Origin of the sequence: Caballeronia eucalypticola, assembly GCF_047608185.1 — a bacterium.
Taxonomy (GTDB): Bacteria; Pseudomonadota; Gammaproteobacteria; order Burkholderiales; family Burkholderiaceae; genus Caballeronia.
Genome location: NZ_JBLKRU010000022.1, coordinates 68653 through 95163, shown reverse-complemented (window position 1 = coordinate 95163; position 26511 = coordinate 68653). Strand labels below are relative to the sequence as shown.

Here is a 26511-nt window from a genome sequence, read left to right as displayed (position 1 = left end):
CGATACTCCAATAGTTTTTCCGGACTGCTTACCAGTTTCGAAAGCGCCGTGGCGGGTCGTACAGCCCGTTCGACCATTGCACGAGATCCTTGATCGAGCGTGCCGCGAGGAGGTCACGCGTTGCGTGCAGCGGATTGACGCCAAGGTCCTCGGGTCGCCGGATGACGCCGCGATCCCGCAGGTTCTCGACTGCCTGACGATCACGGCCCAGACCCACCGGCGTAAAGCCGCTTACGCCACGGATGGCTTGCTCGCGCTCTTGAGGGCTGCGACACAGCAACAGGTTGGCAATACCTTCCTCGGTCACGAGGTGCGTGACATCGTCGCCATAGACCATGACAGGCGGCAGTTCCATACCGAAACGATCCATCAGGTCCCATGCGTCGAGCCGCTCGACGAAGGTCGGCTGCATCTTCTCCCCAAACGTCTCGACGATCTGCACGACCAGCTTGCGCCCGCGCGGCATGGCGCCCGCGCGGGAAGCTTCACGGCCAGCCTTGAGCCACGCTTCGCTGGTATGACGACGGGCCCGGGAATCACAGCCGAAATTCGGTGCACCGCCAAAGCCCGTCATCCGGCTCTTGGTCGCCGTCGAACTGTTTCCTTGAAGATCTATCTGCAACGTAGAGCCGATGAACAGGTCGGAATAGTGACCCGCCAGCTGACAGAAGATGCGATTCGAACGCAAGCTTCCGTCGGGACCCGTGTAAAAAATATCCGGTCGCGCAGCCACATAGTTTTCCATACCCAGTTCGGAGCCCGCCGAATGGATTGACTGGATAAAGCCCGATTCAATCGCCGGAATCAACGTCGGGCATGGATTGACCGACATGTAGTTGCAAATCTTGCCGCGCAGTCCAAGGCTCTCGGCATAGGTAGGCAGAAGAAGCTCAATGGCAGCCGTGTCGAAGCCAATGCCGTGGTTCAGCCTGGTCACACCGTACTGCGCGTAGATGCCCTTGATGACCATCATCGCCATCAGGATCTGGATCTCGGTGATCGCGGCCGGATCCCGCGTAAAGATGGGTTCGATGTAATGCGCCTTCGGCGAGCGCACCACGAAGTTCACCCAGTCCGCTGGAACATCGACGCGCGGAAGCGTGTCGACCATTTCGTTGACCTGTGCAATGACAATGCCGTTCTTGAATGCCGTTGCTTCAACGATGGCCGGCGTGTCTTCCGTGTTGGGTCCTGTGTACAGGTTGCCGTGACGATCGGCGCTCTGCGCAGCGATAAAACTCACACGCGGCGTCAGATCACAAAAGTAGCGGCCATACAGTTCGAGATAGGTATGGATCGCGCCGATCTTGATCTTCCCCTGCTCCACGAGGTTCGCCATGCGCACGCCTTGCGGTCCCGAGTAGGAGAAATCGAGCTTGCGTGCGATGCCCTTCTCGAACACGTCCAGGTGCTGTGGCAGCGCGATGTTCGACTGCACGATGTGGAGGTCATGGACGATTTCTGGATTCACCTTTGCAAGGCAAGCCGAGAGAAAATCCGCGTGCTTTTGATTGTCGCCTTCAATGCAAACCCGGTCTTCAGGTTCCAGCACTGCCTCAAGGAGCCGCACCATTGCCTCCGGCGCGACCAGCTTCCCGTCAACGACTGTGCTGGCGCGTTCGAGCCGTGCCGACTTGCTCAGAGCCAGCCGGTTCCACTGCCCTTGGACATCCCGCTTCATGACTTTTTCCTTGGTTTTGGCATTCCGTCTGCAACCGGCTGTGCAAAATCAGCCACACATCTGCTAAGCAACTTATATGTTACTGATATTTATCAGTAACGAGTCTACCTAAGTCACATCGTCGGTCAAACGATGTTTACCCTAGAATTGGAAGCACAAAGGAGACTGATTAGCGGACAGAAAGCGCGTCGCCGGTTTCTTCAATCGCGCGTCGAGCGAAGCGCTCTGCGCTATCAAGCAAGCGATCACTGGCGTGAGCGGCGGCGTCGGGGTCACCACTTGCAATGGCCGCGGCAAGGGCCGCATGCAACGTGGCGGATTCAACCAGAATCTCAGCGTCTCGCGAGCGCTGGAACCAGAAACGGCGCGACGGCCCCTGCATGAGCCGCATCGCGCCTACAACGAATTCATTTCCACAGATGGAAAGACAGAGTTCGTTAAACGACTTGTCTGCATGAACGAAAAGCAAGACGTCCGAACGTATAGCGGCGGTCTCAAAGTCGGCGGACAACGCCCGCAGCGTGGCTTTTGCAGCTGCATCACATTCTCGTGCGATGAGTCGCACCATCAGGCGCTCAACCTCACGGCGCGTCTCGAGAAGCCGCAACTGTACGTTCGGGTCGATGAGCCGGATAGTAATGCCGCACTTGGGTCGCACTTCGAGAAGGTTTTCACGCGCGAGACGGCGCACAGCTTCCCGGGTCGGCATGCGACTCATGCCGATCAATTCACTTAACTGTGCCTCGGAGACGCTCGAACCGGGCGCAACCTGTTGTGTGACGATGGCCTCTTCGAGCAACTCATACGCGCTCTGGCTGAGCGAGGCATCAGAGCGAACCGTCACTCGATCACCGACCGACGGATCGCGCATAGGGGCAAGCTGGCGCCTAAACATGATGAGGCTCGGAAGGGCAACCGAACGTTAAAACTCCACGAGCGTCGCGCGCGTAAAGGCCTCGATGTTGTCGAGCAAGGCGTCGAGTGTGTCCCCGGCCGCATCGACGTTGCCTTCGGCTATCGCCTTGGCAACCGCGCCATGAAGACGCGCCATCTCGGGAAGATCGGCCGCTTCTCTGTAATGCACATACCAGAACCGTCTAGCCAAGCCGTGCATCAGGCGCATTGCGGCCTCGGCGAATTCATTTCGCGCGGCGATCAAGCATAGCTCATTGAATTCGCGATCGAGTCGCACGAAGCTGACATCATCATTCGCCTTCGACGCTTCCTCGAACTCTTCCGCCAATTGCGCGAAAACGTCGCGCTCCTGGGGCGTGGCGCTCTTGGCAGCGCTTCGACAAATCAAGCGCTCGACTTCCCTGCGCGTTCTGAGCAGCTTGAGCTGCTTTTTCACGTCTATCTCGGGAACCAGCAGGCCGCGCTGGGGCATGATCACGATCAGGTGCTCCCGAGCCAGGCGCTGAATCGCCTCGCGAATTGGCGTGCGGCCGATACCCGTCATTTCACTGAGCGAGAGCTCGGAGACCGTAGAGCCCGGCGCAAGCTGCAGCGTCACTATGGCCTCCTCGATCTGTGCATAAGCCTGTTCAGTCAAGCTCTCTTTGGCACCGGGCCGCTTGTTGCCCGCTTTGGGCGCGCGTGCGGGCGTCGACGGCCGCGCACGCAGCGTTTTCGGTTGAGCGGCGGCCTTTCGGGCAACGATTTGTTCAGCCATGGGTACACCTGCAGATGCGTTCATCAGATATCCGCATTGTATAGCAGTTGCTTCGCAGTGTTCTTGCGTGGCGAGCATGCGGCTATTGCGAAAGAGCCTCGAGCGGCCGCCCTTTGGTCTCCACGCCCAGGATCACCACGACGGCTGCCGCGATCACGAAAGATATTGCACCGAGGGTGAAAACACCTGATTGACCCGTATAAGGCAAGACCATTCCAACGATGGACGGGCCCAGCAAAGAGCCAAGGCGCCCGATCGAAGATGCAAAGCCAGATCCGGTCGCCCGAATGCGCGTTGGATACAGTTCCGGTGTGTAGGCGTAAAGCACCGACCACATTCCGAAAAAGAAGAACTGCATGCATAGGCCGGCGCCGATCAACTGAATCAACGGCGCATGCGTGGCCGCCGCCTGCCCGTACAGATACGCAAACGCCGCGCTGCCTAATAACGTGAGCGCACACGTCGGTTTGCGGCCCCACGCCTCCAGTAGCCACGCGGCAAACATGAATCCAGGAATGCCTGCGAGGGAGATGATGATCGTATAGAACACCGACTTGGTCACTTCATAACCTGCACTCTGAAGCAGCGCGCCTAGCCACGTTGTCAGGCCGTAGTACCCGAGGAGCGCAAAAAACCACAGGGACCACGTCATGACGGTGCGGCGTGCATATCCATCAGTCCATAGTTGTACGAATCGTGCCGCACGGGGAACTTCGGAGACAGTTGCAGACGACACGGGCGCAACAGGTGGCAGATTCCTTCCGCGCAAGCATTTCCTCACACTCGCCTCGATACCTGCAACCACCGAATCGGCCTCCACCACCCGGCCCGCGCTTTCCAGCCAACGCGGCGATTCCGGCACATAACGCCGGACAACGAAGACGAAGACCGCCGGTACGGCAAGCGCGATGAAGATGCCTCGCCAGCCAATCATGGGCAGCAGGAAATAAGTGGCAATGCCTGCGGTGATGAACCCGATCGGCCAAAACCCTTCGAGGACAGCGAGATACCTGCCGCGATTTTTGGCTGGGACAATTTCCGAGACAATCGACAGACCGATCGGAAACTCCATTCCCATTCCGAATCCAAGCAGTACCCGGAACACCATCAGCCATCCGACGCTTGGTGCGAAGCCACACAGCAGACTCCCTACTCCCCAAAATATCATGCTGACCTGGAACACCGGCTTGCGCCCGAACCGGTCCGCCAGCATACCCGCGATCGCCGCGCCGATCAGCATGCCAAGGAAGCTGGAACTGGCGAGCATCCCGGCCTGTGTCGCACTCAGGCCGAACTCCGCCTTGATCGAGCCCAGCACGAACGTCATGATGCCGAGATCCATTGAATCGAACAGCCACGCGGTCGCAATAACAGTGAAAATCAACTTCTGATATTGCGTGAGGGGCAACCTTTCCAGCCGCGCGGCTACGCCGTCTCTCACGTTGACTACGGCAGGGTTATGCATTTCCATTGTCTCTCTCCAGCCTGTCGAGCAGGTTTTTGTGGAATCAATTGATTCGTTATACTTATAATTTGGCCATCCGCTTCCAATCGCGCATTATCGAGCGAGGGTCATTCAGCGGTTGATGCAGGTACTACAGGCGGCCCCGCAAACGAGTCCGCTTACCGAGGCCGCTTATTCAAATTGCTGTCATGACTTGACGTTCGTTTTCGGAGAGATCAGGACCGTCGAGCGTCACACGCGAGTGGTCATTTCTGAATTTGGCAATCACTGGCCGCAGCTCTGCCTTGACGTGTTTGTCGCTATAGCCATTGAAAAGCGTCCCAAGCAAACCGCGACGCAAGTCGCTTGAGCCCAGCACCCAATCAGCAATGGGAAAGGTGAGGTTCATGTTGTACTTCATCATGATCCCCATATTGTGGTGCGCAGTATGGTGGCGCCGGATCGTGTTGATAAACGGCATATTCCGGACGAACCAGTTCTCGTGAACGTGACAGCAGTAGTGGAACGTCTCATACACCAGATACTGCCCGACCATGGTCAGAAAGACGATGTATCCCGCGTTCAGGTCAATCAGACGGGAAGCCGCGAAACCCAGGATCGTACCTCCAACACCAAGCGTGATCAGGACGCGCCACGGGAAAAACACGATGCGAAACTCGCGCGTCGTATCAATCGTCGGTTCAATGTCCGAGAAGTACTGGTGATGCTCACGAGTGTGCCGCTCGTAGATCGCCCGCAGGGCAAAAACGTCAATGCGACGATGCATCACGAAGCGATGCATGCCCCATTCGACAAAGTTGCCTGCAAGAAAAATCGGGATAACGAGAAGCCACTCCCACCGCGCCGCGTTCAGATGCGACAGGCAGTAGTAGATCGCCGCAGCGCCGGTCAAATACATCACCGAAATGTGCAGGAGCCCGTTGTACATCGGACTGATATTTGCCTTGTAGTTCTCACGGAATTTTCGTTGTCGCTCGGTCATCATGATTTGTCTCCTGTTGCGTTAGCCGGTACTGATATATTAGTTGAATATGAGATTGGATCAAGTAGTTTTATCAGCTGCTTTTCTAGGGAATTTCCCTAGATCGCCGTGATAGGCGTTTCGCACAATCCGGCTGTACGCCTGGGCGACATCGGGCACCGGAAATGACTTCGCAAGACGCGTCACGGCGAGTCCGTCGCGGGTCAGCGCATCGAGTGAACCCTCTCCGACTCCAAGTTCTCTGAGATTTGTAGGGATACCCAGGTCGGCGACGAGGTCGCGTAAAAATTCACATAACTCGCGCGACGTGTCCTCGGGGTTTTCGCCGGAGATACCGAAGATCTGCGCGATCTCAGCCATCTCCACTAAGCGATGTGGACCAAGCGCTTCCATCGCGTACGGGAGGACCACCGCATTCGTGGTGCCGTGCGAGCGATGCGTCAGGCCGGCAACTGCGTAAGCAATGCCGTGCACGGCATTCAGGCCGGCACTTCCATACGACAAGGCTGCGTAGATGCTCGCGTAACACATGCCGGTACGTGCTTCGACGTCATCGCCGTGGTCATAGCAACGTTTCAGGAATCGCGCGCACAGCGAGATGGCTTCGCGCGCGAACAGCATGGTCAGAGACGAGCGACCGCTGTATCCGGGATCAGGATGACCGTTTCGATCGTATTGCGCGGAGTCCAGCGTCAGATATGACTCGATCGCATGCGTCAAGGCATCGATCCCTGCGTCTGCGGTCACGCGCGGTGGACAGGTGTACGTAAGCTCGGGGTCGATGAGGGCAATGTGCGGACGCAGCGAGTTGTCCATGACGGCCACCTTGGTGGCGTTGTTCGGATCGAGCAAAATCGCACCGGGAGTCGCTTCCGAACCGGTACCGGCGGTCGTAGGAAGCGCGATCAATGGAATCGGCTTGTCCGCCGAGCTCAGGCCGCCGACAAAGTCCCGCACCGGTCTTCCGGATGGCAGGGTGATGCAGAGCGCCTTGGCAAGGTCGATGTTGCTCCCGCCACCCAGCGCGATGACGTGATCGGGCGCCGCGCCCTTCAAGGCTTTCCGCACCGACTGCGTGGCGCTGTCGCAGAGTGTGGTGGTAGGGTCCGGCTCGCCTCCATCGAATACGATCGTTTCGATTCCGAGCAGGGAAGCCGATTTCACGTACTCGTCTACCCACGGGGTGGAATTCACAAAGAACCTGTCGGTCACAAGCACGCCTTTGCAGTATCCAAGGTGGGCGACCAGGGCTGGAAGCTGCGCGCGTGAGCCAGCACCGATAATCAACCTTCCGGGCGGGCAAAAATGAATGAGGTCTTCTGTTCGCATATGAACTCCGTGGAGAAATTAATGGTCAACGAAGCGGCGTATGGCTTTCGCGACCAGGTCGGCGTGTGTGACGGGCAAGGTGTGCCCGGCATCGATAAACATCTGCCGTTGAGCACCGTGGATGTGTTGAGCGAGCGAATCCGCGCATGAACCCGGACAGTCGGTGTCCTGGGCGCCGTGCAAAATCAGCGCCGGGAGATCAAGCCGTTCGAGAATGGCTCGTTGATCAGTTGATCGAATCGCCTGCCAGGTCCACGCGACCGCGTCGTGGTCTGCTGCCTCCTTCAACTCAAGGCGCTGTTCCCGCGCTGCAATCTCTTGTAGCAGCGACTCTTCGTCCTCTGCCCTGAACCAGCGGACCTCGCGTATCGCGGCCGTTCCGGAAACCAGAATGACACCCTCCGGCGGCCGCATGGTTGAGCGCGACAGGTATTCAAGCGCAACCGATACACCCATGCTCCAGCCCGCTAACCAGTAAGGCCGTCCCCGAACTTCGGAATCGATCGCGTCTGAAAGATCATCGGCAAATGCGCCGAGACCGTAGTCTTCAGCCGACAAGCCGCGTGCAGCTTGGCCTCTGCCCCTCAGATTGGGCAATACGAACATCGCCTCCTGGTGCAATTCCCGGGCGATCGGCATCCAGACAGATCGCGTTCCCTGAATGCCATGCACGGCCACGACAATCGCGGCGCCTTCTCCCACCGCTGCAACGTCCATATCCACTCCATATATTGCTTATATCCCACTAACATATTAGACTGATGTCGATGATGCACGTCAAGCGACATTTGTTTATCAAGCACTTTTCCTTACGGGGCGGCCCCATTGATAGCGGATCCAGGGTATCTACCTGACAGAAGTATTTCGCCGGACGACAGCGAATCAATGGCGCTTGGCCGGCGGGCTCGACGCATCGACGCGTTTGCGCGGGAATTGAGACGCGAGATGCCTGGCTGTACTTTGTTGACGGACAAGGAGGATGTCGCGCCTTACGAATGCGACGGTCTTGCCGCGTACAGGCAGTTACCGCTGGGAGTCGTATTGGCTGAGTCGGAGGCGCATGTTCAGGCCGTCCTCAGGCTGTGTGCGCACCACGGCATTCCGGTAGTGCCACGTGGCGCGGGCACCGGGTTGTCGGGCGGCGCGATGCCGCTTCGCGAAGGCGTGGTGCTCTCGCTTGCGCGCATGCGCAAGATCATTAATGTCGATCCTTACGCCCGCACGGCCACCCTGCAGCCCGGGGTGCGCAATCTCGCGATTTCCGAAGCAGCGTCACCGTTCGGGCTGTATTACGCTCCTGATCCGTCATCGCAGATCGCGTGCACCATCGGCGGCAACATCGCGGAGAACTCGGGCGGGGTGCATTGCCTGAAGTACGGCCTCACCGTCAACAACGTAGTGCGCGTTCGCGCCGTTACGATGGACGGTGAAATCTGTGAGTTCGGTTCTCATGCTCCCGACGCCCCGGGCCTCGATTTGCTGGCAGTACTAATTGGCAGCGAAGGCATGTTCGCGATCGTGACCGAGGTGACCGTCCGCTTGATCCCGAAGCCTCAGGTCGCGCAGGTCGTAATGGCGAGTTTCGATGATGTCGAAGTTGGGGGAGCGGCTGTGGCGGCGATCATTGCAAGCGGGATCATCCCGGCAGGACTTGAGATGCTCGATCGCGCCGCGGCGCAAGCTGTAGAGGAGTTCGTGCATGCCGGCTATGACACGAGCGCGGCCGCAATCCTCCTTTGCGAGTCGGACGGAACGCCAGAGGAAGTCGCCGAGGAGATCGAACGGCTCACCACACTGCTCGAGGCGCAAGGTGCTACGCGTATCGAAATTTCGACTTCGGAAGCAGAAAGGCTTCGCTTCTGGTCCGGGCGTAAGAACGCATTTCCTGCCGCGGGACGGCTTTCGCCTGATTACTACTGCATGGACGGTACGGTCCCTCGCCGCGCAATCGGCCCACTCCTGCTGCGTATCCGCGAGATGGAAAAGCGCTACCAGCTGCGTTGCATCAACGTCTTCCATGCGGGCGACGGAAACATGCATCCATTGATCTTGTTCAACGGCAATGACCGCGATGAATGGCATCGCGCCGAGGAATTCGGCGCGGACATTCTGGAGACGTGCGTTGAACTCGGTGGCACCGTCACGGGCGAGCATGGCATTGGCGTGGAGAAAATCAACTCAATGTGCGTCCAGTTTTCCGACGGCGAGCGCGATATGTTTTTCGCCGTCAAACACGCCTTCGACCCGCAACGGCTTCTTAACCCGGATAAGGGCATCCCCACCCGGGCCCGATGCGCGGAATACGGCCGGCTGCACGTGCGCGGTGGCCTGTTGCCTCATCCCGAGATCCCGAGGTTTTGATGAACGATGTGACCGCAGATGTGAAGATCACGAAGACGGAGACGCTTAACGTCCCGGTTGCAGGCGTCCAGGAACAGTTCAGGGAGAAAATCGAAGACGCTTATGCACACGGCCATCGCTTATGCATCCGCGGCGGAGGCTCGAAAGACTGGTATGGCGCGGCCACTACTGGAGAAGTGCTCGATACCCGTGCGTATCGTGGTGTTGTCGCGTATGACCCGGCGGAGCTTGTCATTACTGCAAGAAGCGGCACACCGCTCGCGGAAATTGAACAGTTGCTCTCGGCACGTCAGCAGATGCTGGCCTTCGAACCGCCTCATTTCGGACCGGGCGCCACCTTCGGCGGCTGTATTGCAACCGGTCTTTCCGGACCCCGACGCATGAGTGTTGGTGCAATACGTGACTTCCTCCTGGGTGCGTCGATTCTCACCGGTCGAGGGGAGTTTCTCCAATTCGGCGGTCAGGTCATGAAAAATGTGGCGGGCTACGATGTGGCCCGGCTGATGGCTGGATCGTTGGGCACATTGGGCTTGTTGCTGGACATCTCGGTCAAGGTATTGCCGATACCTCCTGCATCCGCGACGCTGAGACAAGAGATGGGCGCACGCAACGCCGTGCGCAAGTTAAACGAGTGGGCTGGTCAACCTTTACCCATCACCGCCAGTGCATGGCACGCAGGAATGCTGACGATTCGCCTGGAGGGAGCCACGGCCGCAGTGCGCACAGCTTGCTCGACCCTGGGCGGTGAATCCATGCAAAATCCGGCGGCTGCAATGTACTGGCAATCGCTACGTGAACAAAGCGCCGCTTTTTTCCAGAAGGCTCCGGCCGGCGCCGCTTTGTGGCGGCTTTGCGTTCCTTCCACGACCGAGCCCGCTTTACTTCGCGATGCCGATTCCCAACTCATCGAATGGGGCGGAAGCCAACGTTGGCTCTTTGCGTCGGCCGATGACGACGCCTTGCGTCAAGCCGCGGTAGCTGCAGGCGGCCATGCAACGCAGTTTCGATACGCGAAGAACGGTATCGATGTTTTCACCGCGCTGTCCGCGCCCGTGGCTGGAATTCACAAACGTCTCAAGACCGCGTTTGATCCAGCGGGCGTGTTTAACCACGGACGCATGTTCGTAGGGATGTGATCGTATGCAAACCGAGCTGGCTGATTTCATGGTTGGAACACGGGACGGGGACGATGCGCAGGCCATCATTGGGAAGTGCGTGCATTGCGGATTCTGCACGGCCACCTGCCCCACCTATCAATTACTCGGAGACGAGCTCGATGGGCCCAGAGGGCGCATCTACCTGATCAAGCAGATGGTTGAAGGGCAACCGGTTACGAGAAAGACCCAATTGCATCTCGACCGGTGTCTGACATGCCGCAACTGCGAAACGACGTGTCCATCGGGGGTTCAGTACAGCCGCCTGCTCGATATCGGCCGGCGTATCGTCGAGACCAAGGTCGAGCGGCCCATGAAGGAGCGCTTGCTGCGCTACTCGCTCGCTCACTTCGTACCTGAGCGTCGTTTGTTTGCTGCGGCCATGGAACTTGGACGCCTTGCCCGGCCGCTCTTGAGTGCAAGTCTTCAGGCAAAGATTCCTGTCGGTCAGGTTCCACGGCCCACGCCGATCGGACATCATGCAAGAAAAATGCTTTTTCTTGAGGGCTGTGTGCAACCTGCGATGTCCCCGAACATCAATGTTGCGACCCGTCGAGTGCTCGACGCGCTTGGCATAGAACTGATCGCGCCGGCAAGCGCGGGTTGTTGCGGCGCCATACGCCTGCATCTTTCCAATTCGGATTCCGGGCTTGACGATATACGCAGAAACATTGACGCGTGGTGGCCTTACGTCGAACAGGGCATTGAAGCCATCGTCATGAATGCGTCCGGCTGCGGTGCGACGGTGAAGGAATACGGCCATCTGTTGCGCGACGACCCGGTCTATGCTGAAAAAGCCGACCGGATCGTCGCGCTTACCAAAGATCTCGCTGAACTGCTTCCAGGGTATGTGGACACGCTACGGCCCTTGATCGCTTCACCGGAACGACGCCGCGTTACCTTCCATCCGCCCTGCACGCTGCAGCACGGACAGCAAATAAAGGGGGCTGTGGAAGGCCTGCTGCGCTCGCTTGATATCGACGTACGCGTTCCTGCCGATGCGCATCTTTGCTGCGGTTCCGCGGGGACCTACTCCATCTCGCAACCCGCCCTGGCTTCGCAACTACGAAATGACAAAGTGGCTGCCCTCGAGGCGACGGGACCGGAACTGATCGTTTCTGCCAACATTGGATGCATTTCCCATCTTGCCGCTGCATCGAAAACTCCGGTTCGGCATTGGATTGAAATGCTTGACGATATGCTGTCCCGAGCCCGGTGGGTCGAGTAACTTCCCGTGCGTCGCTCTGCGCAGCCGATCGCAAGCCCCGAATTGCGCGAGATCCGGCCGAATCACTCCATCGGGGCTTCTTCGTGGCCCCTACTTCGCGCGCTTTTTTAAGCCCCGTAGTTGAGCGACCTTGATCGATGGCGTCGCGAAGGGTCCGCAACTCTCCCGCGGTTCGAACCACGTGGGCAACAGAACAGGTTCGGTTACGCCCGGCTCACGAAGCTGAGCAAGCAGCAATTCGGCGGCACGGCGGCCCAGTAGTGCCGTATCCCGCATCACCGTCGCAATGGGCGGGTGATGAAGCCGGCACAATGGCAGATCGTCGCAACTGACCAGCGACAGATCCACGCCCAGCGTCAGCCCTCGCCGATGCACCACGCGCAGCGCCCCTTCCAGCAATTGATTGCCGCCCAAAATCACCGCGCTCGGCGGAGCATCGCCGGAAAGCAGTTCATCCATGGCTTGCTCCCCGTGTTCCGGTGACAAACGCCCCCGATGAACGATCAGGTTTCGCTCGATGCCAAGGCTATCGAAGGCGGCTTCCACCGCGCGAATACGTTCGCGGGTCGGCCGCACGTCGAGGCCCACGACCAGACCGATCCTGCTGTGACCGGCCTGCAGCAGATAACGGCTGGCATCGCCAATTCCCCGAAAGTGATCCGACAACACGTAATGCGCGCCGATGTCGGCAGGCAAGGTGCGATCGATCAGCACGACCGGCCCTTGCGCGCCGCGCAACGCAGCCAGCGTAGCCGGGTCGTCTTCGAGCGCGGGCAACACGATCAGCCCGTCGACCTGACGTTGAAGCAATACATCGATACGTTGCGCATCGACGCCCGGGTCGCCGCCTGAATTGGTCAGAAGGACCGAATACTTGGCCACGCTGAGTACGCTTTCCGCACCGCTGACGATGGAGGCAACCAGGGGATTGTTGATATCCGAGCCAACAAACCCCACGGAATGCGTCGCACGCCGGCGCAGGCTTTGCGCGAGGACGTTGGGCGCGTAGCCAAGTTGGCGAGCCGCGTCCAGCACGCGCTGCGTCATCTGCGGGCTCGAGCCGGGTTGTCCCGAAAGCACCCGCGACACTGACGCGATTCCCACGCCCGCCAGTTCGGCCACCGCCTTGATGCCGGACTTCACGATGGCGGGTTCCCCCGTCTTGTTGCTCATCTCGAAATTTCCCCAATCAATTCTTGACAACCTCTTACCGCTCGAATTATCGTCTGGAAACGTTTCCGGAAACGTTTCCAGACGATAATTCGGAAGATGGAACCCTGTCGCGAACGCAGCAAACGGGCGTAGTCGCGAAGCGTATCAAAAAGTGGCGCTGCGAAAGACTGACTGAAGCCCGGCCCATGAGAGGTCGCGTCAGTGTGCCACTGAAAAAGCGCCAAACACTGCGAGCGGCACGGTTCGCGGCCGATGGAGACACGCTGCGCCCCGTGCGCGGCCTTCGATAAAAGAATAGAGGTTGCCTTGCAAAGCACACACCGGCAGTCGCCCGAAATACGCCGCGCGGTCCGCAACGCCATCCTGAGCGCGATCGTGGGAACGGCCGTTGAATGGTACGACTACTACCTTTACGCGACGGCGGCCGCCACGCTATTCAACAAGCTGTTCTTTCCTTCATACGATCATCTGACCGGGACGCTCCTCGCGTACGCGAGCTTCGCGATCGGGTTCTTCGTCCGGCCTGTCGGCAGTGTGATTTTCGGGCGGCTCGGCGACAGGATTGGCCGCAAGAAAGTGCTGATCATTACTCTGCTTCTGATGGGCGGCTCGACGACGCTGATGGGCCTCCTGCCGACCTACGCGATGATCGGCGTCTGGGCACCGCTTCTCTTGTGCGTGCTGCGCGCATTGCAGGGCCTGGGCTCCGGCGCGGAGTATGCCGGCGCCGTGCTGATGGTGATCGAATATGCGCCGCCCAAGCGGCGCGGTCTCTATGGATCGTTGCCCTATGTGGGCGTTGCACTCGGTCTGCTGATGTCGCTTGCCACCTTCCATATTTCGTCGCGCTTGTCGAAAGGTGCGTTCGAGGAATGGGGCTGGCGAGTCCCCTTCCTGCTGAGCGCGGTAGTCGTGATCCTCGGCCTTGTACTGCGTAGTTCGCTCAAGGAAACCCCTGCGTTCCTCGACCTCCAGAAACGCAATGCCGTGGTCAGGGCACCGATCCGGGAAGTTTTTCGTACGTCACTGCGGCCCATGTTGTGCGCCTGGGGAGCGCGTCTTGGCGACAACTCGCTTGCTTATATCTACGAATCGTTCGTGATCGTCTATGTCACGCAGCAACTGCATATGTCACGCGATGTCATTGTGACGGCCCTGATGTTCAGCACGGCGCTGCAATTCGTCACCGTGCCATTCTTTGGCTGGGTCTCGGATCTGGTGGGACGCAAGCCGGTCTACATTGGCGGTGCTCTGATCTCCGGGCTTGCGATCTTCCCGTTCTTTCGCATGCTGCAGAGCGGAGACATCGTGTGGATCTATGCGGGACTCTTCCTGGTTTCATCAGTAGCAAAAACGATGATGACCTCGGCGCAAAGCCCGTGGCTCGCCGAAATGTTCCCCTCGCGTGTCAGGTACACCGGCTTCTCGCTCGCCCGCGAGGTCACCTCACCCATCTCGGGCGGCATCGCGCCGATGATCGCGGTCGGTCTCCTTTCCGCTGGCGCAGGTTCCCCGCATCTGGTCGCGTGGTACGTCGTGGCACTTGGCGTGATCACGGCCGTGTCTGTGTTCCTCGGACCCGAAACGCGTGGCCGCAATCTCGATGAACCCTCGGCAGGCGCTGATCCTGCAGCCTCTGAAAACGACGCCGCCACAGTGCAGGCGACACGGTACTAACCAGAATCCAAGAAGGAGTTTTCAATGAAGATCACTAAAGTCGAACCACTGCATGTTGGCCAGTTCATGTTTGTCCGCGTCGATACCGACGAAGGCATTACCGGTTATGGTGAGGCCGGCGCATGGGGACATATTGAAGCGTCGGGCGCGGCGATCCGCCGTTTCGCCGAGTATCTGGTCGGCAAGGACGCGTTTGCGATCGAGCATCACTGGAACGTGATGCATCGCTTCAGCTACTTCCAGGGGCTGGCGATTAACGCCGCGATTTCTGCCATCGACATTGCGCTCTGGGACATCAAGGGTCGCGCGTTGAATGTACCGATCTATCAATTGCTGGGTGGTCCGGTGCGCACTAAAGCGCGTATTTACGGGCACATTTACGAAAGCAGCATCGAGAAGATCCTGGTGGAGTGCCAGGCGAAGATGGAAGTCGGCTTCAATGCATTTGGCCACCTGAATCCGTTCCTCGATGAAGGCAATGACCAGGTTTACTTCAAGACGCACATCAAAAAAATGCGCGACGCGATCAGTAATGTGCATCAGATGCGCGAAGTCGTGGGCGATCGGGTCGACTTGCTCATCGAGCTGCATCGACGACTTACGCCGGCCGAGGCGATTGTGTTCGCGCGCGGTATCGAGGACACGCATCCGATGTTCATCGAAGATCCGATCCGCCCGGAAGGACCCGATGGCATGGCGCGCGTTGCTGAGAAAATTCATATTCCGATTGCGACCGGAGAGCGCTTCTCCAGCATCTACGAATTCCAGACACTCATGGCCCGAGGGGGAGTGGAATACGCGCGCGTCGACCTGTGTCTGTGCGGCGGCATCACCGGCGCCCGCAAGGTTGCAGCGATGGCCGAGGCGCACCACATCCAGGTCGTTCCGCATAACCCCCTCTCGCCTATCGGGTTGGCCGCGTGCCTCCAACTCGACGCCGCAATCCCCAACTTCGCGATCCAGGAATACGCGACGGGTTTCGAAGCTGGAATCTTCGAATCACGGCCGGAACATCTGGGCAGCAATATTGTCGACAAGGTGCCGTTGCCGAACAACGGTTTTGTCGATATCCCGAACGGACCCGGACTCGGCATGGCCTTGCTGCCGGACGCACAGAGAATCCGGCCGCCATTATCCAAACCGATTTCGATGCGGCCGCATTTTGACGGCTTCATAGTTGATCAATAAGGGGAAGAACGTCGTCGAACACGAAGCGCCCACTCGCGAGCACGATGGGCGCAATCGATCCGGGTCCATCAAACCGGATAACGCCGTCCGGTCCACGGAATCTCGTCGAGGAACCCCCGCTTGCGCGTTCGTTTGGTCGTCAAATCCAACCCCTGCACTACCCGCCACCGCCAACCTAAAAAGCCCATTCCCCGCGCGCGAACGAAAACACCTTCCCATTCGACCCGCCAATAACTCCCACTAATAGCCGTGTTAAGAAGTATTAGTTTCTCTTCAATCGTCCCGGCGACTATCCTCCAATCGATGCATATCAACTGATTGCATATCGAAGCGTCGCCAGGATAAAAGTCACAAGCCTGCCTCGCCTGCCACTACCGTTTTCTTCAGGGGCGTCAACCATGCAGTTAACCCAAGAGCAACTTAGACAGTTCAATGAGGATGGATTCCTTATTCTCCCGCAGCTATTTTCCGTCGACGAGGTCGAGGTGTTGCGTGCGGCCATGAACCGCGTGTTTCTTCAGGATACCGCAGCGAACGTCAAGGAAAAAAGTAGCGATGTAGTGCGCACCGCGTTTGGCCTTCATCTACGCGACGAAGTTTTCGGGAAGCTCGTCCGGCACCCGCGCTTCGTGGAACCCGCTCAACAGATTGCTGGCCCGAATCTCTATGTCCAACAATCGAAGATCAACGTCAAAGAAGCAATCACGGGAGAAATGTGGCAGTGGCATCAGGATTTCGCCACGCATCATCGCGACGACGGCGTACCCCAACCACTGGCGCTCAACCTGCACGTCTTCCTTGACGACGTCAACGAATTCAACGGGCCTCTGTACTTCATCAGGGGCTCACATCGTGTCGGGTCTTCGGAGGCTTTCTACGACACCACCACGACAAGCCACCCCTTGTGGGTAGTGCCGTCCGAGATCGTGAAGAATGTGGGGGAGCAGCGGGATCTTGTTTCAGCTACAGGACTGGCGGGCACGGCGCTAATTTTCGGCGACAGTCTGATTCATGGTTCGCCCCCAAACCTCTCGCCCTGGACGCGCGCCATCTTCTCGCTGATCCTGAATCCGGTGGACAATCGCTGCACGAAGGACAAGCGACCAGAACATATCCATCATCGAGACTTCACGCCTGTCACCGCGCTTACCGATGGATGCCTGACAGATACGTCCGAACTGCCGAAACGAGAAGCTACTGCGTAAGCTGCCGCCTTGCATCCGGGGCCGCCGAGTCTGGCGCCCTAGCCCTTCATGAGGGGAAGGTGAAAGAGGTCACTCGCCTCCTCGATAAATCAATGCAATGTCGCGTAGCCCAATACTGAAATCCAGGGGTGAGCAGCCCGCAGCCCTGGTTGCATCGTCGATAGTCAGCACTGCTTCGCCATCGTCTCCAAGGATGGTCGCGGTGTCGCCCGATGAGGCATCGGGATGGCCGGACAGATCAACAACGGTATATTCAAGGGTGACAGAAATAACACGAGAAGGTCGACCAGCGACCAGGACGTAAGCACCCTTGTCATGAAGCGGTCGCAGAATACCATTGGCCCGGCCAACCGAAAGCACGCCAGTTCGTGTGACGCCCTCGAAATTGGCGCCGTACGGATCGCCATTAGTTTTCGCTGGACTGCCACCAATTGGCCGCACCTGGATCAAGCGCGTTTTAATCGCGCGAAGGACGGGTTCCGACGGAAGATTGACCGCACTGTCCGCCGGAAAAGAGCGCAAGCCATACAGGAAGTGTCCCGCACACACCGCAGTAAGACTGTCCTCGATATTCACAATCACGTGCGCGCTTGCACGGGCTTGCGTGACGCGCAATTCCAAACCTCGTTGCAGCAGCCTTTTAACAAGCGCCTCAAAAGCGCGGACACGGCCTATTGCCCAGTCCGCTTGCGACAGGTCAGCGAAAGGCACATGGGTATAGACGCCCTCCACCATTACGTTTGGCAGTCCGGCCATTTTCATGACGATGTCTTCGGCTTCGTCCAGCGGCACGCCAAGTCGCTGGAGACCGGCATCGACCTTGACGCATATGGCGACTGGCCGTGTCGCCGCAGCCGATACGATCCGGGCGCCTGCCATATCGACCACTGTCGGCACAATGTCGTTCTGCAGTAATGCGTGCACGTCCTCCGCGAGATTGACAGGATAGGCAATGATCTTTACCCCATTTCCCGATCGGCGTATCGCCACGGCCTCTCGTACCGACGCCGTTTGCACAGCGTAGGCGCCGCGTCTTGCCAAGCATGCAGCGATACGCGTCGCACCGTGACCGTAGCCATTCGCCTTGACGGGTACGATGATTTGCTTGCCGGCTCCAATCAACGTTTTCAGCCGATCATAGTTGCGAGTCAGCGCATCCAGGTCAACCTCGGCCCATGTGGGGCTGTGGTTTTCCAGGGCGATCGTGGAAGGTGCGGACTTAGGCGATGGTGCGGGATGAAGCGGTGAGGCGGCCATGAAAATCTCCGTTCAGTCCCAGTGTATGGGTATGTTATCCGTCATCGTTGGTGACCTCATGCCTTGCAATGCGCACTACATCTTGACGACATCCAGCAACGTCTTCTTGTTATCTTTAAAGTCAAAGATAGAGATAGCCGGTTCCGTGATATCGCCCTTGGCATCGAACATGACGTGCCCCGTAATTCCGGCATAGTCGGTCTTGTGGATTGCGCCGAGAACCTCGGACGGGTCCACGGAGTTCGAGCGTTTCATTGCATCCACGATGATATAAACAGCGTCGTACGTGAATGGTGCGTAGAGCACGAGCGGTTGACCAAAACGCGCCTGGTACTTCGCGTTGAAGGCAGCGCCTTGACTCATTCTTGAAAGCGGCATGCCGGCCTCTGAACACACCACGTTCTGCGCGGCATCGCCGGCAAGTTCAGCCATTTTTTCGGTACAGATGCCGTCAGATCCAAGAATTCTCGCTTTGATGCCGAGACTGACCGCCTGCTTGGCAAACGGACCGGCGCCCTGGTCCGTGCCACCGAAGTAGATGGTGTCCGGCCGGGAGGCTTTGATGGTCGTGAGAATGGCCCTGAAATCGGTCGCCGTTGAAGTCGTGGCTTCCCGTGCAACAATGCTCACGCCAGCGGCCTTTGCCGGCTTAGCAAATTCATCAGCCTGGCCCTTGCCTGCCTGTGTAGCATCGTCCACAACGGCCAGGCGCTTGATACCCAGGTTCTTGACCGCGTAAGCGGCGAGCGTAGGACTCTGCGCAGCATCCGTTGCAACTAGCCGAAACGTCGTCTTGAAGCCCTGCAACGTGTAATCTGGATTCGTCGATGAGGGAGATATCTGGGCTATACCCGCGTCGCTGTAAATTCTGGAGGCAGGAATTGAAACGCCGGAGTTGTAGTGACCGACGACTGCGACAACCCCGTCGTCGACCAGCCTTTGTGCAACCTGGGTTCCCGTTTTAGGATCGGCCGCATCATCTTGCATGTCGAGCACCAGCGTGATGCGCTGTCCGCCGATGGTCAGTCCCGTCTTGTTGATCTCTTCAAGGGCTAACCGCGCACCGTTTTCATTGTCTTTGCCAAAATGCGCCAGTCCTCCCGTCAACGGCCCAGCGACCCCTATTTTCACGAGTCTTGTTCCCGGTTCGGCGGCGCTCGCCACCGAGGTCTGCGCCTGGCTATCCGGGATTACGCGCCATAGCGCCGCAGACATCACGACAGCGATGAGAGCTCGATTGCGAGTGGTTTGTTTCACTTGTCGTCTCCTTGACGATTTGCATGAAGCGCGGTCGAATCCTGCCGTGAAAATACCCCGCCGTAACGCCCGGTTGCGCCCGGCCTCTTTCCCACAATCAGGGCAGTGAAATTTGAGTACCATCGACCTCTTCCCTGTCGATCAGGTCATAATAGGTGGACGCGTTTTTTGAACAAAACTAATACTTCTTATACGACGTATTAATGGGGCTTATACGGTGCCGGCTACGCTTGATATAGATCTTCTTCGTACTTTCGTCGTGATTGCTCACGCCGGCTCCCTGAACTCGGCGGCGCCCCGCATTGGTCGTACGCAAGCAGCTGTCAGCATGCAAATCAAGCGGCTGGAGGAAATCATTGGCCAGCCATTGCTCAATCGCGGCGGCAGGGGTGTGACGCTTACGCAGGAAGGTGACAGGCTGCTGGCGCATGCGCAGGAGATCCTGAGCAGACATGATGAGGCTATTACCGACTTGACCGGTCAAGGTCTCTCTGGCGTTATCCGGTTCGGTTGCCCGGATGAATATGCATCTTCTTTTCTCTCGAACCTGATCGGTGATTTCGTCAACGATCATCCGAATGTACTGATCGAGGTCGTCTGTGCCTCTACTCCCCGGTTGCACGAGAGGCTAAACAAGCACGCAATCGAGCTTGCGCTGGTCTCGATCATAGAAGGTGCTACAGACGAAAAAAGTATTCGTATAGAGCCGCTGGTCTGGATTGCAAAATCGGCCGCTACCCTCAAGATTGAGCCGTTGCCGCTTGCGCTCTCGGATCCGGACGGGCTGGACCATATCAACGCGCTGCGCGGCCTAGATGCGGCGGGCCGCCGCTATCGCATCGCCTATGCCAGCGGCAGCCTGACCGGTTTGCTGGCAGTGGTTAGATCGGGCCAGGCGCTTGCCGTGCTGACCCGCACGGCCGTCCCAACTGACTTGCGGATTCTCGGACCAAAGTACAAGTTGCCAATGTTGCCTGCACTTGGCATTACTATCGCCTTTGATCGCGCTCGGCCTTCTGCATTAGTCGCCGCTTTTGCTGCTCATATCCGTGCAGTCCTGCCTAAAATCTAGCTAGCGTGCGCAAGCTGGCGAGTAGTGCCGATAACGAATGACTAGGGAGAAGCAGTGCGTCTAATGCGACATGCGACATGGTTACTGGCGCTGCTTGCGCTAAGTGCAGCCGAAGCACGGGCGAACGATATTGCGTGTGCGACCACGCAGCAACCGGCTGAGCGTGTCATCTGTGACCATGCCATCCTGAACAATGAATACGAGCATATTGTTTCGCAGCAGCAGAGCCTGCTAAGCGCCGGCAAACTTTCGGCTGGCCAGCTATCGCGGTGGAGACAGTCACGCAATGCCTGTACCGACGTCCACTGTATTGACACAGTATTTGCTCAGTGGAACACCCTGGTTCAGGCGGCCGGGACAACGTCGGCTGCGGCAATGCCTCCCGATGTTCCATCAACGAACGCGTCAGCTCTCGTTGGACCCGACCCTGATGCGACACCTACGCCTTCGTCCGCTGCAGCGGCTACATCGGATCCATCTGTCGTGCAGCGGGGAAGCGCCGCGGGCGTTGCGCTGCCGCAGCCTGTTGCAAGTCAGGCCTCGGCGACCGTGGCCTCGTCCGCTTCATCGGGGGCGTCGGCGACATCGAGCGCTCTCGAATCCCGCAGCACGACGGGCATGAGCGGCGTGCTGGTGGCAATACTGGTTGCGATCGGCTGCGGCGTGCTCGTCCATCGGCGAAGGAAGAACGCCCGGCCTACCCGCAAACCATGAAGGCAATGCTGCGATGAAGCCTTCGCTCAGCTTCAATATTCGCATGGAAGATATGCATCGGCTGATCGTGCGGGCGCACCATTTTTGAACTTGGATGGGAACACAGGCGTGACCCGCTGGTGGCTTCTCTGCCCGGCACGAATCCAGCAGAGAAAGCCACCATGTCCCTTCTCGCAGCGAGCTGATGGAAAGCGAAAAGCGCCGCTATTTATCTAAAACCCGTCACCGCATGCGGCACGTACCGTTCTTCGAGCAGTTGGATTTCGTCCGCTGTCAGATTGAGTGAAAGGGCTGCGACCGCGTCGTTCAAATGATGCAGCTTCGTCGCGCCGACAATAGGCGCCGTGACCGGCTTTTTCTGCAGCACCCACGCAAGCGCGACCTGCGCCCGCGGCACGCCCCGCTTCGTCGCAATTTCGCTCACCCGTTCGACGATCTGACGGTCTGCCTCTTCGGTGGCCGCATACAGCGTGCGGCCGAATTCGTCGGTCTCCGAGCGTGCGCTGCTGCTGTTCCAGTCGCGCGTCAGACGGCCCCGTGCGAGCGGGCTCCACGGTATGACGCCGATGCCTTCGCTTTCGCACAGCGGCAACATCTCGCGTTCTTCTTCGCGATACAGCAGGTTCACGTAGTTCTGCATCGTCACAAAGCGAGTCCAGCCGTGGCGTTCGGCAACATGCAGCGCTTTGGAAAATTGCCACGCGTACATGGTCGATGCACCGATATAACGTGCCTTACCCGCCTTGACGACATCGTGCAACGCTTCCATTGTTTCTTCGATCGGCGTCGTGTCATCCCAGCGATGAATCTGATACAGATCGATGTAGTCGGTGCCGAGGCGCTTCAGGCTCGCGTCCACTTCCGCCATGATCGCCTTGCGCGACAACCCCGCGCCGTTCGGCCCCGGACGCATCCGGCTGTTCACTTTAGTGGCGAGCACGATCTCGTCGCGTTTCGCGAAATCCTTTAGCGCCCGGCCAACGATCTCTTCGCTGGTGCCGTCCGAATAGACGTTGGCCGTATCGAAGAAGTTGATACCGAGATCAAGCGCCTGTTTGATAAAGGGGCGTGCGGCATCGTTGTCCAGTGACCATGGGTGCGGGCCGCGTTCGGGCACACCATAGCTCATGCAGCCAAGACATAGACGCGATACATCGAGGCCTGTGCGGCCAAGTTTCACATATTCCATCGTGCAACTCCTGTTGAAAGTGCGGAATGAGCAGAGGGCGTAACTGCCGGTCGTTTCGTAATTAGACTCGATTTCGAAAAAATGCGCCGGTCAAGTCAGAACGCCAGCGCCCCATGGCGCCGGAAGCGTTGTCGTCATCGACTCCGGATGCGCCGAATATGACAATTTGCCGGAGGTCGTGCAGAAGGAGGTCCAGGCCTTTGTCGAGGTCAACGTTGCGTGGCTTGGAAGGACGCTTGTGGCAGCAGGAATGGTCAGAAACGGGTCCGCGCCACATTCGCCGCGGTCTCAGGCGCGCAGTTGATGGCCCGAAGCCGTTCCGATATAAAGCTCTTTGATATCTTGATCGAGAGCTATCGAGAGGTTGGACTCTTACCCGCGTGGGAATTTGACAAGCACTGTGCATTGGGTCGCGAATGGCTTCCTATTTTGGCCTTGTCCCTCAGCAATCAACGTTCGTGAACAGCAAAAGTCCGATGACGATAATAGCTAAGCTCGTGTCTCTGGTAAGCCGTCGGACCCTGCGGACGGAAGGTCATGTGTTCGCCATCACGCCCGAGCGCATCGGGATTGCGGAAGGCATACACGCAGCACTTGCGATGGCGCCCATGCTCTGCGCCGCAGCGATTCTCGGTCATTCCGATATCGCTTTCGGCGCCGTCGCGGCATTCTGGAACTGTCTTTGCGATCCGCAAGGATCCAAATCACAGCGCCTGAAGGCGATGGCCATCTTCACGGCCATGGGCGTTGTCGTCATGCCGCTGGCGTCCTATGCCGCGCATTGGGGCTACGCGGTCAGCATTGTCACCCTCTTTATCCTGGTCTTCCTGTGTGGACTGACACGGTCCTACAAGCCCTCGCTCGGGCCCATGCCCGCGCAGGCAGGGCTGATTGCGTCGCTCGCGGTGGTGATCGGCGTTGCGTCGCCCGAACCGCTTGCCGCTGCACTCGCTCACGGTGGCTATTTTTTGCTCGGGTCAGGCTGGACCATGCTGTTCTGCATCTTCCTCTGGCCTGTCCCGTTCCCACAGTCCACGGGCTTCGCGCTCGCGACGATCTTCGGCAGGCTCGAGGACATGGCCGGGTTTCTGGAGTCGCTGGATTCGCGGCCTGGAATGGATGCGGAGGGCTGGACCGAATTCAATAGCGTTTATCGGCGCGGAGTGCGCATGTCGATCGAGCGCGGGCGCGCATTGGCGGCGCATGATGTTCGCAACGGCCCCGAACTGGGCCCGGGCGTCGACGCTGCCGGCAGGGTGTTTTCGGCGCTGATCGCTATCGGTCATGCCCGGCGCAATGCAGCCATTACCGTCCACGACGAGTCGCGGCAATTGCGCCAGGGCCTGCGACGGTTGCTGCAAAGCGTGGCCGCGCGAGCACGGCATGAACTGCCCATTCCCGATGCGCTGATCGCGCAGGCGAACGCGTTGTTGCGACAGACGGATGAGCGGACGGACCCGACGGCCACGGCCGTTGCCTTTGCGGCAAAGGCCATCGCCGGCCTTGCGGACCGTCAGCACAGGCTCGCAATCGATCCCGAGACGCCCGCGCCTGCGCCTGCCGCCGCTCCCGCGCTCAAGATTGAAAGGCTGGTGTGGATGCATGCGCTGAGGGTGGCTGTGGCATCGGTGATCGCTTACATGATCGGTACATCGCTGAGTGTCACGTTTGCATACTGGGGCGCAATCGCTGCCATCGTCGTGACCCAACCGGTTTCCGCCAATACATGGTTGCGTGTGCTGGAGCGCGCATGCGGCAGCCTGATCGGTGGAACGATCGCCGCTGTTCTTCTGGCGAGTCTGTTGGGTCCGGTCGCGGTGACATTGGCAATCTTGCCGCTTGCAGCGGCGACCGTTGCATTGAGGCTGGTGAACTACGGTCTGTTCGTCGTCTTCCTCACGCCGATGTTCATGCTGATGTCGGATTTCATCCATCCGGCGCAAGGGCTGATCGTCGCTCGCCTTACCAATGAATTCGTCGGCGCCTGCGTAGGCGTGGCGGCAAGCTTTCTTTTCTGGCCGCCGAAGGAAAGTAACGCGCTGAATGCCGTGATCTCAGCCGCGATTTCGGCCAACATGGCATTCGCGTCCGCTGTCCTTCGGATGGCCGGAGGATCGACCGCTACCCTTGATCGTCTGCAGCGCGAAGCCGGCTTGGCCAGCTCACGGCTTGAAGTGGCGAGAGAACGCATGCTCCTGGAGGGCCAGCGGCGATCTGCACGGCTCGAACAACTGCGGAACCTGATTGTCGCCGTGCGGGTGGTTTGCGGCGCCGCCGCGGTGATCGAAGTCCTTCGGAGCGGAGAACCGGACGCACATGACCGGGAGCGCGCCAATCGATACGATGAAATGACCGCCAAACTGCCGGAAGCCCTGACGTCGAGGAAAGCGCTGCAGTTGGGTCAGTCTGCAGAAACGCCGGCAGATGACCTCGAACAGGCGATCCAGCATCTCGTGACCGCATTCGATAGCTATGTGGGAACTGTATCCACCTGACCGATCTGAGCTACAACGTCATGCGAGCGAGCGCGCCTTGTCGCCACGCGGCGTGAAGAAAGCCAGCGCCGCCGCGACGATAAACAGCGCGGGAACATCGCCGAATAAATGACCGACATGGTTCGCCCCGTCCATCTCGACGCCGAAAGACTGCACGGCCATGATCACGCCGTGCACGACGCTCGACCACACCGTGAACCAGATCAGGCTCAGATGTTTCATCGGATCGCGCGACGCGATCAGCAGGAACACGCCGAGCGTCGCGTAGATACCGACGATCATCAGCGGGTAATCGGAATGCCCGCTGTGCCACGTCCAACCTGCGGGCCACAAGATCATCAGCGGCCAGATTGCAAACACGCAGATCAGCCCCACCACGATCAAAACGATGCGCAAGGCGGCGAGTCGTTGGGTGTCGTTCATGGTGGACTCCTTGAGCGCGGCGTGTTTGATTCACGATACTCCCGTGCGCCGCGTTGGAGCAACTGTCGGCGATCGCTAGGCCGTTAAACCCTTCGCCCTGGTTTAACGTGCTGACGTGCTCAAACGCCCGACGGTTTCGGACGCCCGAGCTTTACCATTTGCTGGAACATGAGGTGCGGCGCAACGCGGCTCGCGATTTTCAATACATTGCTCACGCCCGGGCGAATTTCGATTTTCCCTGCTTCGATACCCGCAATGGCACGCCTCGCGAGCACGCTGACCTTCATGCCTTTTTCGCCTTTCATTTCCTCTGCAAACTCGCCCCTAAATAGCGGTGTTTCGGTACCCGGGGGCGCCAATTCGACGACGGACACGCAGGTGTCGGCTAACTGCGCCCTCAGGCATTGCGTATAGGCATGAAGCGCGGCTTTTGACGCGCTGTATATAGGAGCTGCGGGGAAAGGAATAAACGCCAGACCTGAAGACACATTCGCGATCAAGCTGTTTTTCTGCTTTAAAAGCAAAGGCAGGAAAGCCTGGACCATCCAGATGGGTCCCTTCAGATTTCCATCGACTTCAGTAGTCAGGTCACCCAACCGATGCGGCCGATTCAGTTTGATATTACGCATGGTTCCCGCGTTGTTCACCAGCGTGTCCAAAGCAGGAAACCGGTCACACACGGTTTTGTACAGCAACTCGATACTCGCTGGATCGCTAACGTCGCTCTGAAAAATATTGAGTCCGGGGACGGCGCGCCGTGCATCTTCCAGCCTGTCGAGATCCCGACCCGTGACCAACACCGTATTGCCCAGAGCAATCAACTGCCGCGCCAACTCGATGCCGATCCCGCTCGTCCCGCCCGTAATCAATATGGTTCTGCCGATCATTTTCATTAGGTCACTCCCTATTTTTGGTGAACACGAGCGTAGTTTGACCCGCATACTCTCTACTGGGAAGAAGGCACCTGAAAGTTGCATACTTACCAAATG

Annotated in this window: 22 protein-coding genes and 1 pseudogene; 10 read left to right on the top strand and 13 right to left on the bottom strand. The window is 58.6% G+C overall.

The window, feature by feature from the left end; translation table 11 throughout:
• Positions 1-28 precede the first annotated feature (28 nt).
• From mdcA to ACMX25_RS23890, 7 genes are all read right to left on the bottom strand, one after another.
• Positions 29-1681 carry a malonate decarboxylase subunit alpha gene (mdcA, locus tag ACMX25_RS23920; RefSeq protein ID WP_414952526.1) on the bottom strand — a complete coding sequence of 551 codons (1653 nt, stop codon included), beginning with the start codon at positions 1679-1681 and terminating at the stop codon, positions 29-31.
• A gap of 169 nt (positions 1682-1850) precedes the next feature.
• Positions 1851-2576 (bottom strand): GntR family transcriptional regulator, encoded by a 726-nt coding sequence (locus tag ACMX25_RS23915; protein ID WP_414952525.1) that lies wholly within the window; start codon positions 2574-2576, stop codon positions 1851-1853.
• 27 nt (positions 2577-2603) lie between these two features.
• Positions 2604-3353: a GntR family transcriptional regulator gene (locus ACMX25_RS23910; RefSeq protein WP_414952524.1), complete on the bottom strand. Its 750-nt coding sequence runs from the start codon at positions 3351-3353 to the stop codon at positions 2604-2606.
• Positions 3354-3435: 82 nt separating this feature from the next.
• On the bottom strand, positions 3436-4818 hold the full coding sequence (locus ACMX25_RS23905) for an MFS transporter (RefSeq protein ID WP_414952562.1): 1383 nt from the start codon (positions 4816-4818) through the stop codon (positions 3436-3438).
• Positions 4819-4993: 175 nt separating this feature from the next.
• Positions 4994-5803, bottom strand: coding sequence for a sterol desaturase family protein (locus tag ACMX25_RS23900; RefSeq protein ID WP_414952523.1), 810 nt, complete (start codon positions 5801-5803; stop codon positions 4994-4996).
• Between the two features lie 57 nt (positions 5804-5860).
• Entirely contained in the window at positions 5861-7129 is a 1269-nt protein-coding gene (locus ACMX25_RS23895) for an iron-containing alcohol dehydrogenase (RefSeq protein WP_414952522.1), read from the bottom strand.
• 18 nt (positions 7130-7147) lie between these two features.
• A complete protein-coding gene (locus ACMX25_RS23890) occupies positions 7148-7846 on the bottom strand; it encodes an alpha/beta fold hydrolase (RefSeq protein ID WP_414952521.1) in 699 nt (232 codons plus the stop codon).
• A gap of 168 nt (positions 7847-8014) precedes the next feature.
• On the opposite strand from ACMX25_RS23890, the gene ACMX25_RS23885 reads away from it, so the two are divergent.
• Genes ACMX25_RS23885 through glcF form a run of 3 tightly spaced genes read left to right on the top strand, consistent with a single transcriptional unit; the run spans position 8015 to position 11872 of the window.
• Complete coding sequence (locus ACMX25_RS23885; RefSeq protein WP_414952520.1) at positions 8015-9490, top strand: FAD-linked oxidase C-terminal domain-containing protein; 1476 nt, start codon at positions 8015-8017, stop codon at positions 9488-9490.
• Positions 9490-10626, top strand: a complete 1137-nt coding sequence (gene glcE / locus ACMX25_RS23880) for a glycolate oxidase subunit GlcE (RefSeq protein ID WP_414952519.1) — start codon at positions 9490-9492, stop codon at positions 10624-10626. The genes ACMX25_RS23885 and glcE overlap by 1 nt, the downstream gene beginning before the upstream one ends.
• Positions 10627-10630: 4 nt before the next feature.
• Positions 10631-11872 carry a glycolate oxidase subunit GlcF gene (glcF, locus tag ACMX25_RS23875; RefSeq protein WP_414952518.1) on the top strand — a complete coding sequence of 414 codons (1242 nt, stop codon included), beginning with the start codon at positions 10631-10633 and terminating at the stop codon, positions 11870-11872.
• Between the two features lie 90 nt (positions 11873-11962).
• Here glcF and ACMX25_RS23870 read toward each other — a convergent pair whose 3' ends face one another.
• Entirely contained in the window at positions 11963-13045 is a 1083-nt protein-coding gene (locus ACMX25_RS23870) for a LacI family DNA-binding transcriptional regulator (RefSeq protein ID WP_414952517.1), read from the bottom strand.
• A 306-nt stretch (positions 13046-13351) separates the two neighbouring features.
• Here ACMX25_RS23870 and ACMX25_RS23865 point away from each other — a divergent pair, with 306 nt between their 5' ends.
• From ACMX25_RS23865 to ACMX25_RS23855, 3 genes are all read left to right on the top strand, one after another.
• Positions 13352-14722: an MFS transporter gene (locus ACMX25_RS23865; RefSeq protein WP_414952516.1), complete on the top strand. Its 1371-nt coding sequence runs from the start codon at positions 13352-13354 to the stop codon at positions 14720-14722.
• 24 nt (positions 14723-14746) lie between these two features.
• On the top strand, positions 14747-15910 hold the full coding sequence (locus ACMX25_RS23860) for a mandelate racemase/muconate lactonizing enzyme family protein (RefSeq protein ID WP_414952515.1): 1164 nt from the start codon (positions 14747-14749) through the stop codon (positions 15908-15910).
• A 398-nt stretch (positions 15911-16308) separates the two neighbouring features.
• Positions 16309-17115, top strand: coding sequence for a phytanoyl-CoA dioxygenase family protein (locus ACMX25_RS23855; RefSeq protein WP_414952514.1), 807 nt, complete (start codon positions 16309-16311; stop codon positions 17113-17115).
• A 69-nt stretch (positions 17116-17184) separates the two neighbouring features.
• Here the strand turns inward: ACMX25_RS23855 and alr are convergent, their stop codons facing one another.
• Both alr and ACMX25_RS23845 read right to left on the bottom strand, forming a co-directional pair.
• Positions 17185-18372 (bottom strand): alanine racemase, encoded by a 1188-nt coding sequence (gene alr / locus ACMX25_RS23850; RefSeq protein WP_414952513.1) that lies wholly within the window; start codon positions 18370-18372, stop codon positions 17185-17187.
• A gap of 75 nt (positions 18373-18447) precedes the next feature.
• Positions 18448-19587: a branched-chain amino acid ABC transporter substrate-binding protein gene (locus ACMX25_RS23845; protein ID WP_414952561.1), complete on the bottom strand. Its 1140-nt coding sequence runs from the start codon at positions 19585-19587 to the stop codon at positions 18448-18450.
• 259 nt (positions 19588-19846) lie between these two features.
• On the opposite strand from ACMX25_RS23845, the gene ACMX25_RS23840 reads away from it, so the two are divergent.
• Together ACMX25_RS23840 and ACMX25_RS23835 are read left to right on the top strand one after the other, a co-directional pair.
• Positions 19847-20701 carry a LysR family transcriptional regulator gene (locus ACMX25_RS23840; protein ID WP_414952512.1) on the top strand — a complete coding sequence of 285 codons (855 nt, stop codon included), beginning with the start codon at positions 19847-19849 and terminating at the stop codon, positions 20699-20701.
• Between the two features lie 63 nt (positions 20702-20764).
• Positions 20765-21415, top strand: a complete 651-nt coding sequence (locus tag ACMX25_RS23835) for a hypothetical protein (protein ID WP_414952511.1) — start codon at positions 20765-20767, stop codon at positions 21413-21415.
• A 208-nt stretch (positions 21416-21623) separates the two neighbouring features.
• Here ACMX25_RS23835 and ACMX25_RS23830 read toward each other — a convergent pair whose 3' ends face one another.
• Positions 21624-22604: an aldo/keto reductase gene (locus tag ACMX25_RS23830; RefSeq protein WP_414952510.1), complete on the bottom strand. Its 981-nt coding sequence runs from the start codon at positions 22602-22604 to the stop codon at positions 21624-21626.
• 151 nt (positions 22605-22755) lie between these two features.
• On the opposite strand from ACMX25_RS23830, the pseudogene ACMX25_RS23825 reads away from it, so the two are divergent.
• Both ACMX25_RS23825 and ACMX25_RS23820 read left to right on the top strand, forming a co-directional pair.
• A pseudogene (locus ACMX25_RS23825) lies at positions 22756-22985 on the top strand (TetR/AcrR family transcriptional regulator); the annotation flags it as partial.
• 95 nt (positions 22986-23080) lie between these two features.
• Positions 23081-25099 (top strand): FUSC family protein, encoded by a 2019-nt coding sequence (locus tag ACMX25_RS23820; RefSeq protein ID WP_414952509.1) that lies wholly within the window; start codon positions 23081-23083, stop codon positions 25097-25099.
• An 18-nt stretch (positions 25100-25117) separates the two neighbouring features.
• Here the strand turns inward: ACMX25_RS23820 and ACMX25_RS23815 are convergent, their stop codons facing one another.
• Positions 25118-25522: a DUF6632 domain-containing protein gene (locus ACMX25_RS23815; RefSeq protein ID WP_414952508.1), complete on the bottom strand. Its 405-nt coding sequence runs from the start codon at positions 25520-25522 to the stop codon at positions 25118-25120.
• A 119-nt stretch (positions 25523-25641) separates the two neighbouring features.
• Complete coding sequence (locus tag ACMX25_RS23810; RefSeq protein ID WP_414952507.1) at positions 25642-26499, bottom strand: SDR family oxidoreductase; 858 nt, start codon at positions 26497-26499, stop codon at positions 25642-25644.
• Positions 26500-26511: the final 12 nt, after the last annotated feature.

Excerpts from the sequence above, each read along its gene's own strand:
- ACMX25_RS23835 (WP_414952511.1), top strand. The coding sequence starts at position 20,765 with ATGCGACATGCGACATGGTTACTGGCGCTGCTTGCGCTAAGTGCAGCC.
- ACMX25_RS23855 (WP_414952514.1), top strand. The coding sequence starts at position 16,309 with ATGCAGTTAACCCAAGAGCAACTTAGACAGTTCAATGAGGATGGATTC.
- glcE (WP_414952519.1), top strand. The coding sequence starts at position 9,490 with ATGAACGATGTGACCGCAGATGTGAAGATCACGAAGACGGAGACGCTT.
- ACMX25_RS23815 (WP_414952508.1), bottom strand. The coding sequence starts at position 25,522 with ATGAACGACACCCAACGACTCGCCGCCTTGCGCATCGTTTTGATCGTG.
- mdcA (WP_414952526.1), bottom strand. The coding sequence starts at position 1,681 with ATGAAGCGGGATGTCCAAGGGCAGTGGAACCGGCTGGCTCTGAGCAAG.
- ACMX25_RS23830 (WP_414952510.1), bottom strand. The coding sequence starts at position 22,604 with ATGGAATATGTGAAACTTGGCCGCACAGGCCTCGATGTATCGCGTCTA.
- ACMX25_RS23860 (WP_414952515.1), top strand. The coding sequence starts at position 14,747 with ATGAAGATCACTAAAGTCGAACCACTGCATGTTGGCCAGTTCATGTTT.
- alr (WP_414952513.1), bottom strand. The coding sequence starts at position 18,372 with ATGGCCGCCTCACCGCTTCATCCCGCACCATCGCCTAAGTCCGCACCT.
- glcF (WP_414952518.1), top strand. The coding sequence starts at position 10,631 with ATGCAAACCGAGCTGGCTGATTTCATGGTTGGAACACGGGACGGGGAC.
- ACMX25_RS23810 (WP_414952507.1), bottom strand. The coding sequence starts at position 26,499 with ATGCAACTTTCAGGTGCCTTCTTCCCAGTAGAGAGTATGCGGGTCAAA.
- ACMX25_RS23910 (WP_414952524.1), bottom strand. The coding sequence starts at position 3,353 with ATGGCTGAACAAATCGTTGCCCGAAAGGCCGCCGCTCAACCGAAAACG.
- ACMX25_RS23900 (WP_414952523.1), bottom strand. The coding sequence starts at position 5,803 with ATGATGACCGAGCGACAACGAAAATTCCGTGAGAACTACAAGGCAAAT.
- ACMX25_RS23885 (WP_414952520.1), top strand. The coding sequence starts at position 8,015 with ATGGCGCTTGGCCGGCGGGCTCGACGCATCGACGCGTTTGCGCGGGAA.
- ACMX25_RS23905 (WP_414952562.1), bottom strand. The coding sequence starts at position 4,818 with ATGCATAACCCTGCCGTAGTCAACGTGAGAGACGGCGTAGCCGCGCGG.
- ACMX25_RS23895 (WP_414952522.1), bottom strand. The coding sequence starts at position 7,129 with ATGCGAACAGAAGACCTCATTCATTTTTGCCCGCCCGGAAGGTTGATT.
- ACMX25_RS23845 (WP_414952561.1), bottom strand. The coding sequence starts at position 19,587 with ATGTCTGCGGCGCTATGGCGCGTAATCCCGGATAGCCAGGCGCAGACC.
- ACMX25_RS23915 (WP_414952525.1), bottom strand. The coding sequence starts at position 2,576 with ATGTTTAGGCGCCAGCTTGCCCCTATGCGCGATCCGTCGGTCGGTGAT.
- ACMX25_RS23820 (WP_414952509.1), top strand. The coding sequence starts at position 23,081 with ATGACGATAATAGCTAAGCTCGTGTCTCTGGTAAGCCGTCGGACCCTG.
- ACMX25_RS23890 (WP_414952521.1), bottom strand. The coding sequence starts at position 7,846 with ATGGACGTTGCAGCGGTGGGAGAAGGCGCCGCGATTGTCGTGGCCGTG.
- ACMX25_RS23870 (WP_414952517.1), bottom strand. The coding sequence starts at position 13,045 with ATGAGCAACAAGACGGGGGAACCCGCCATCGTGAAGTCCGGCATCAAG.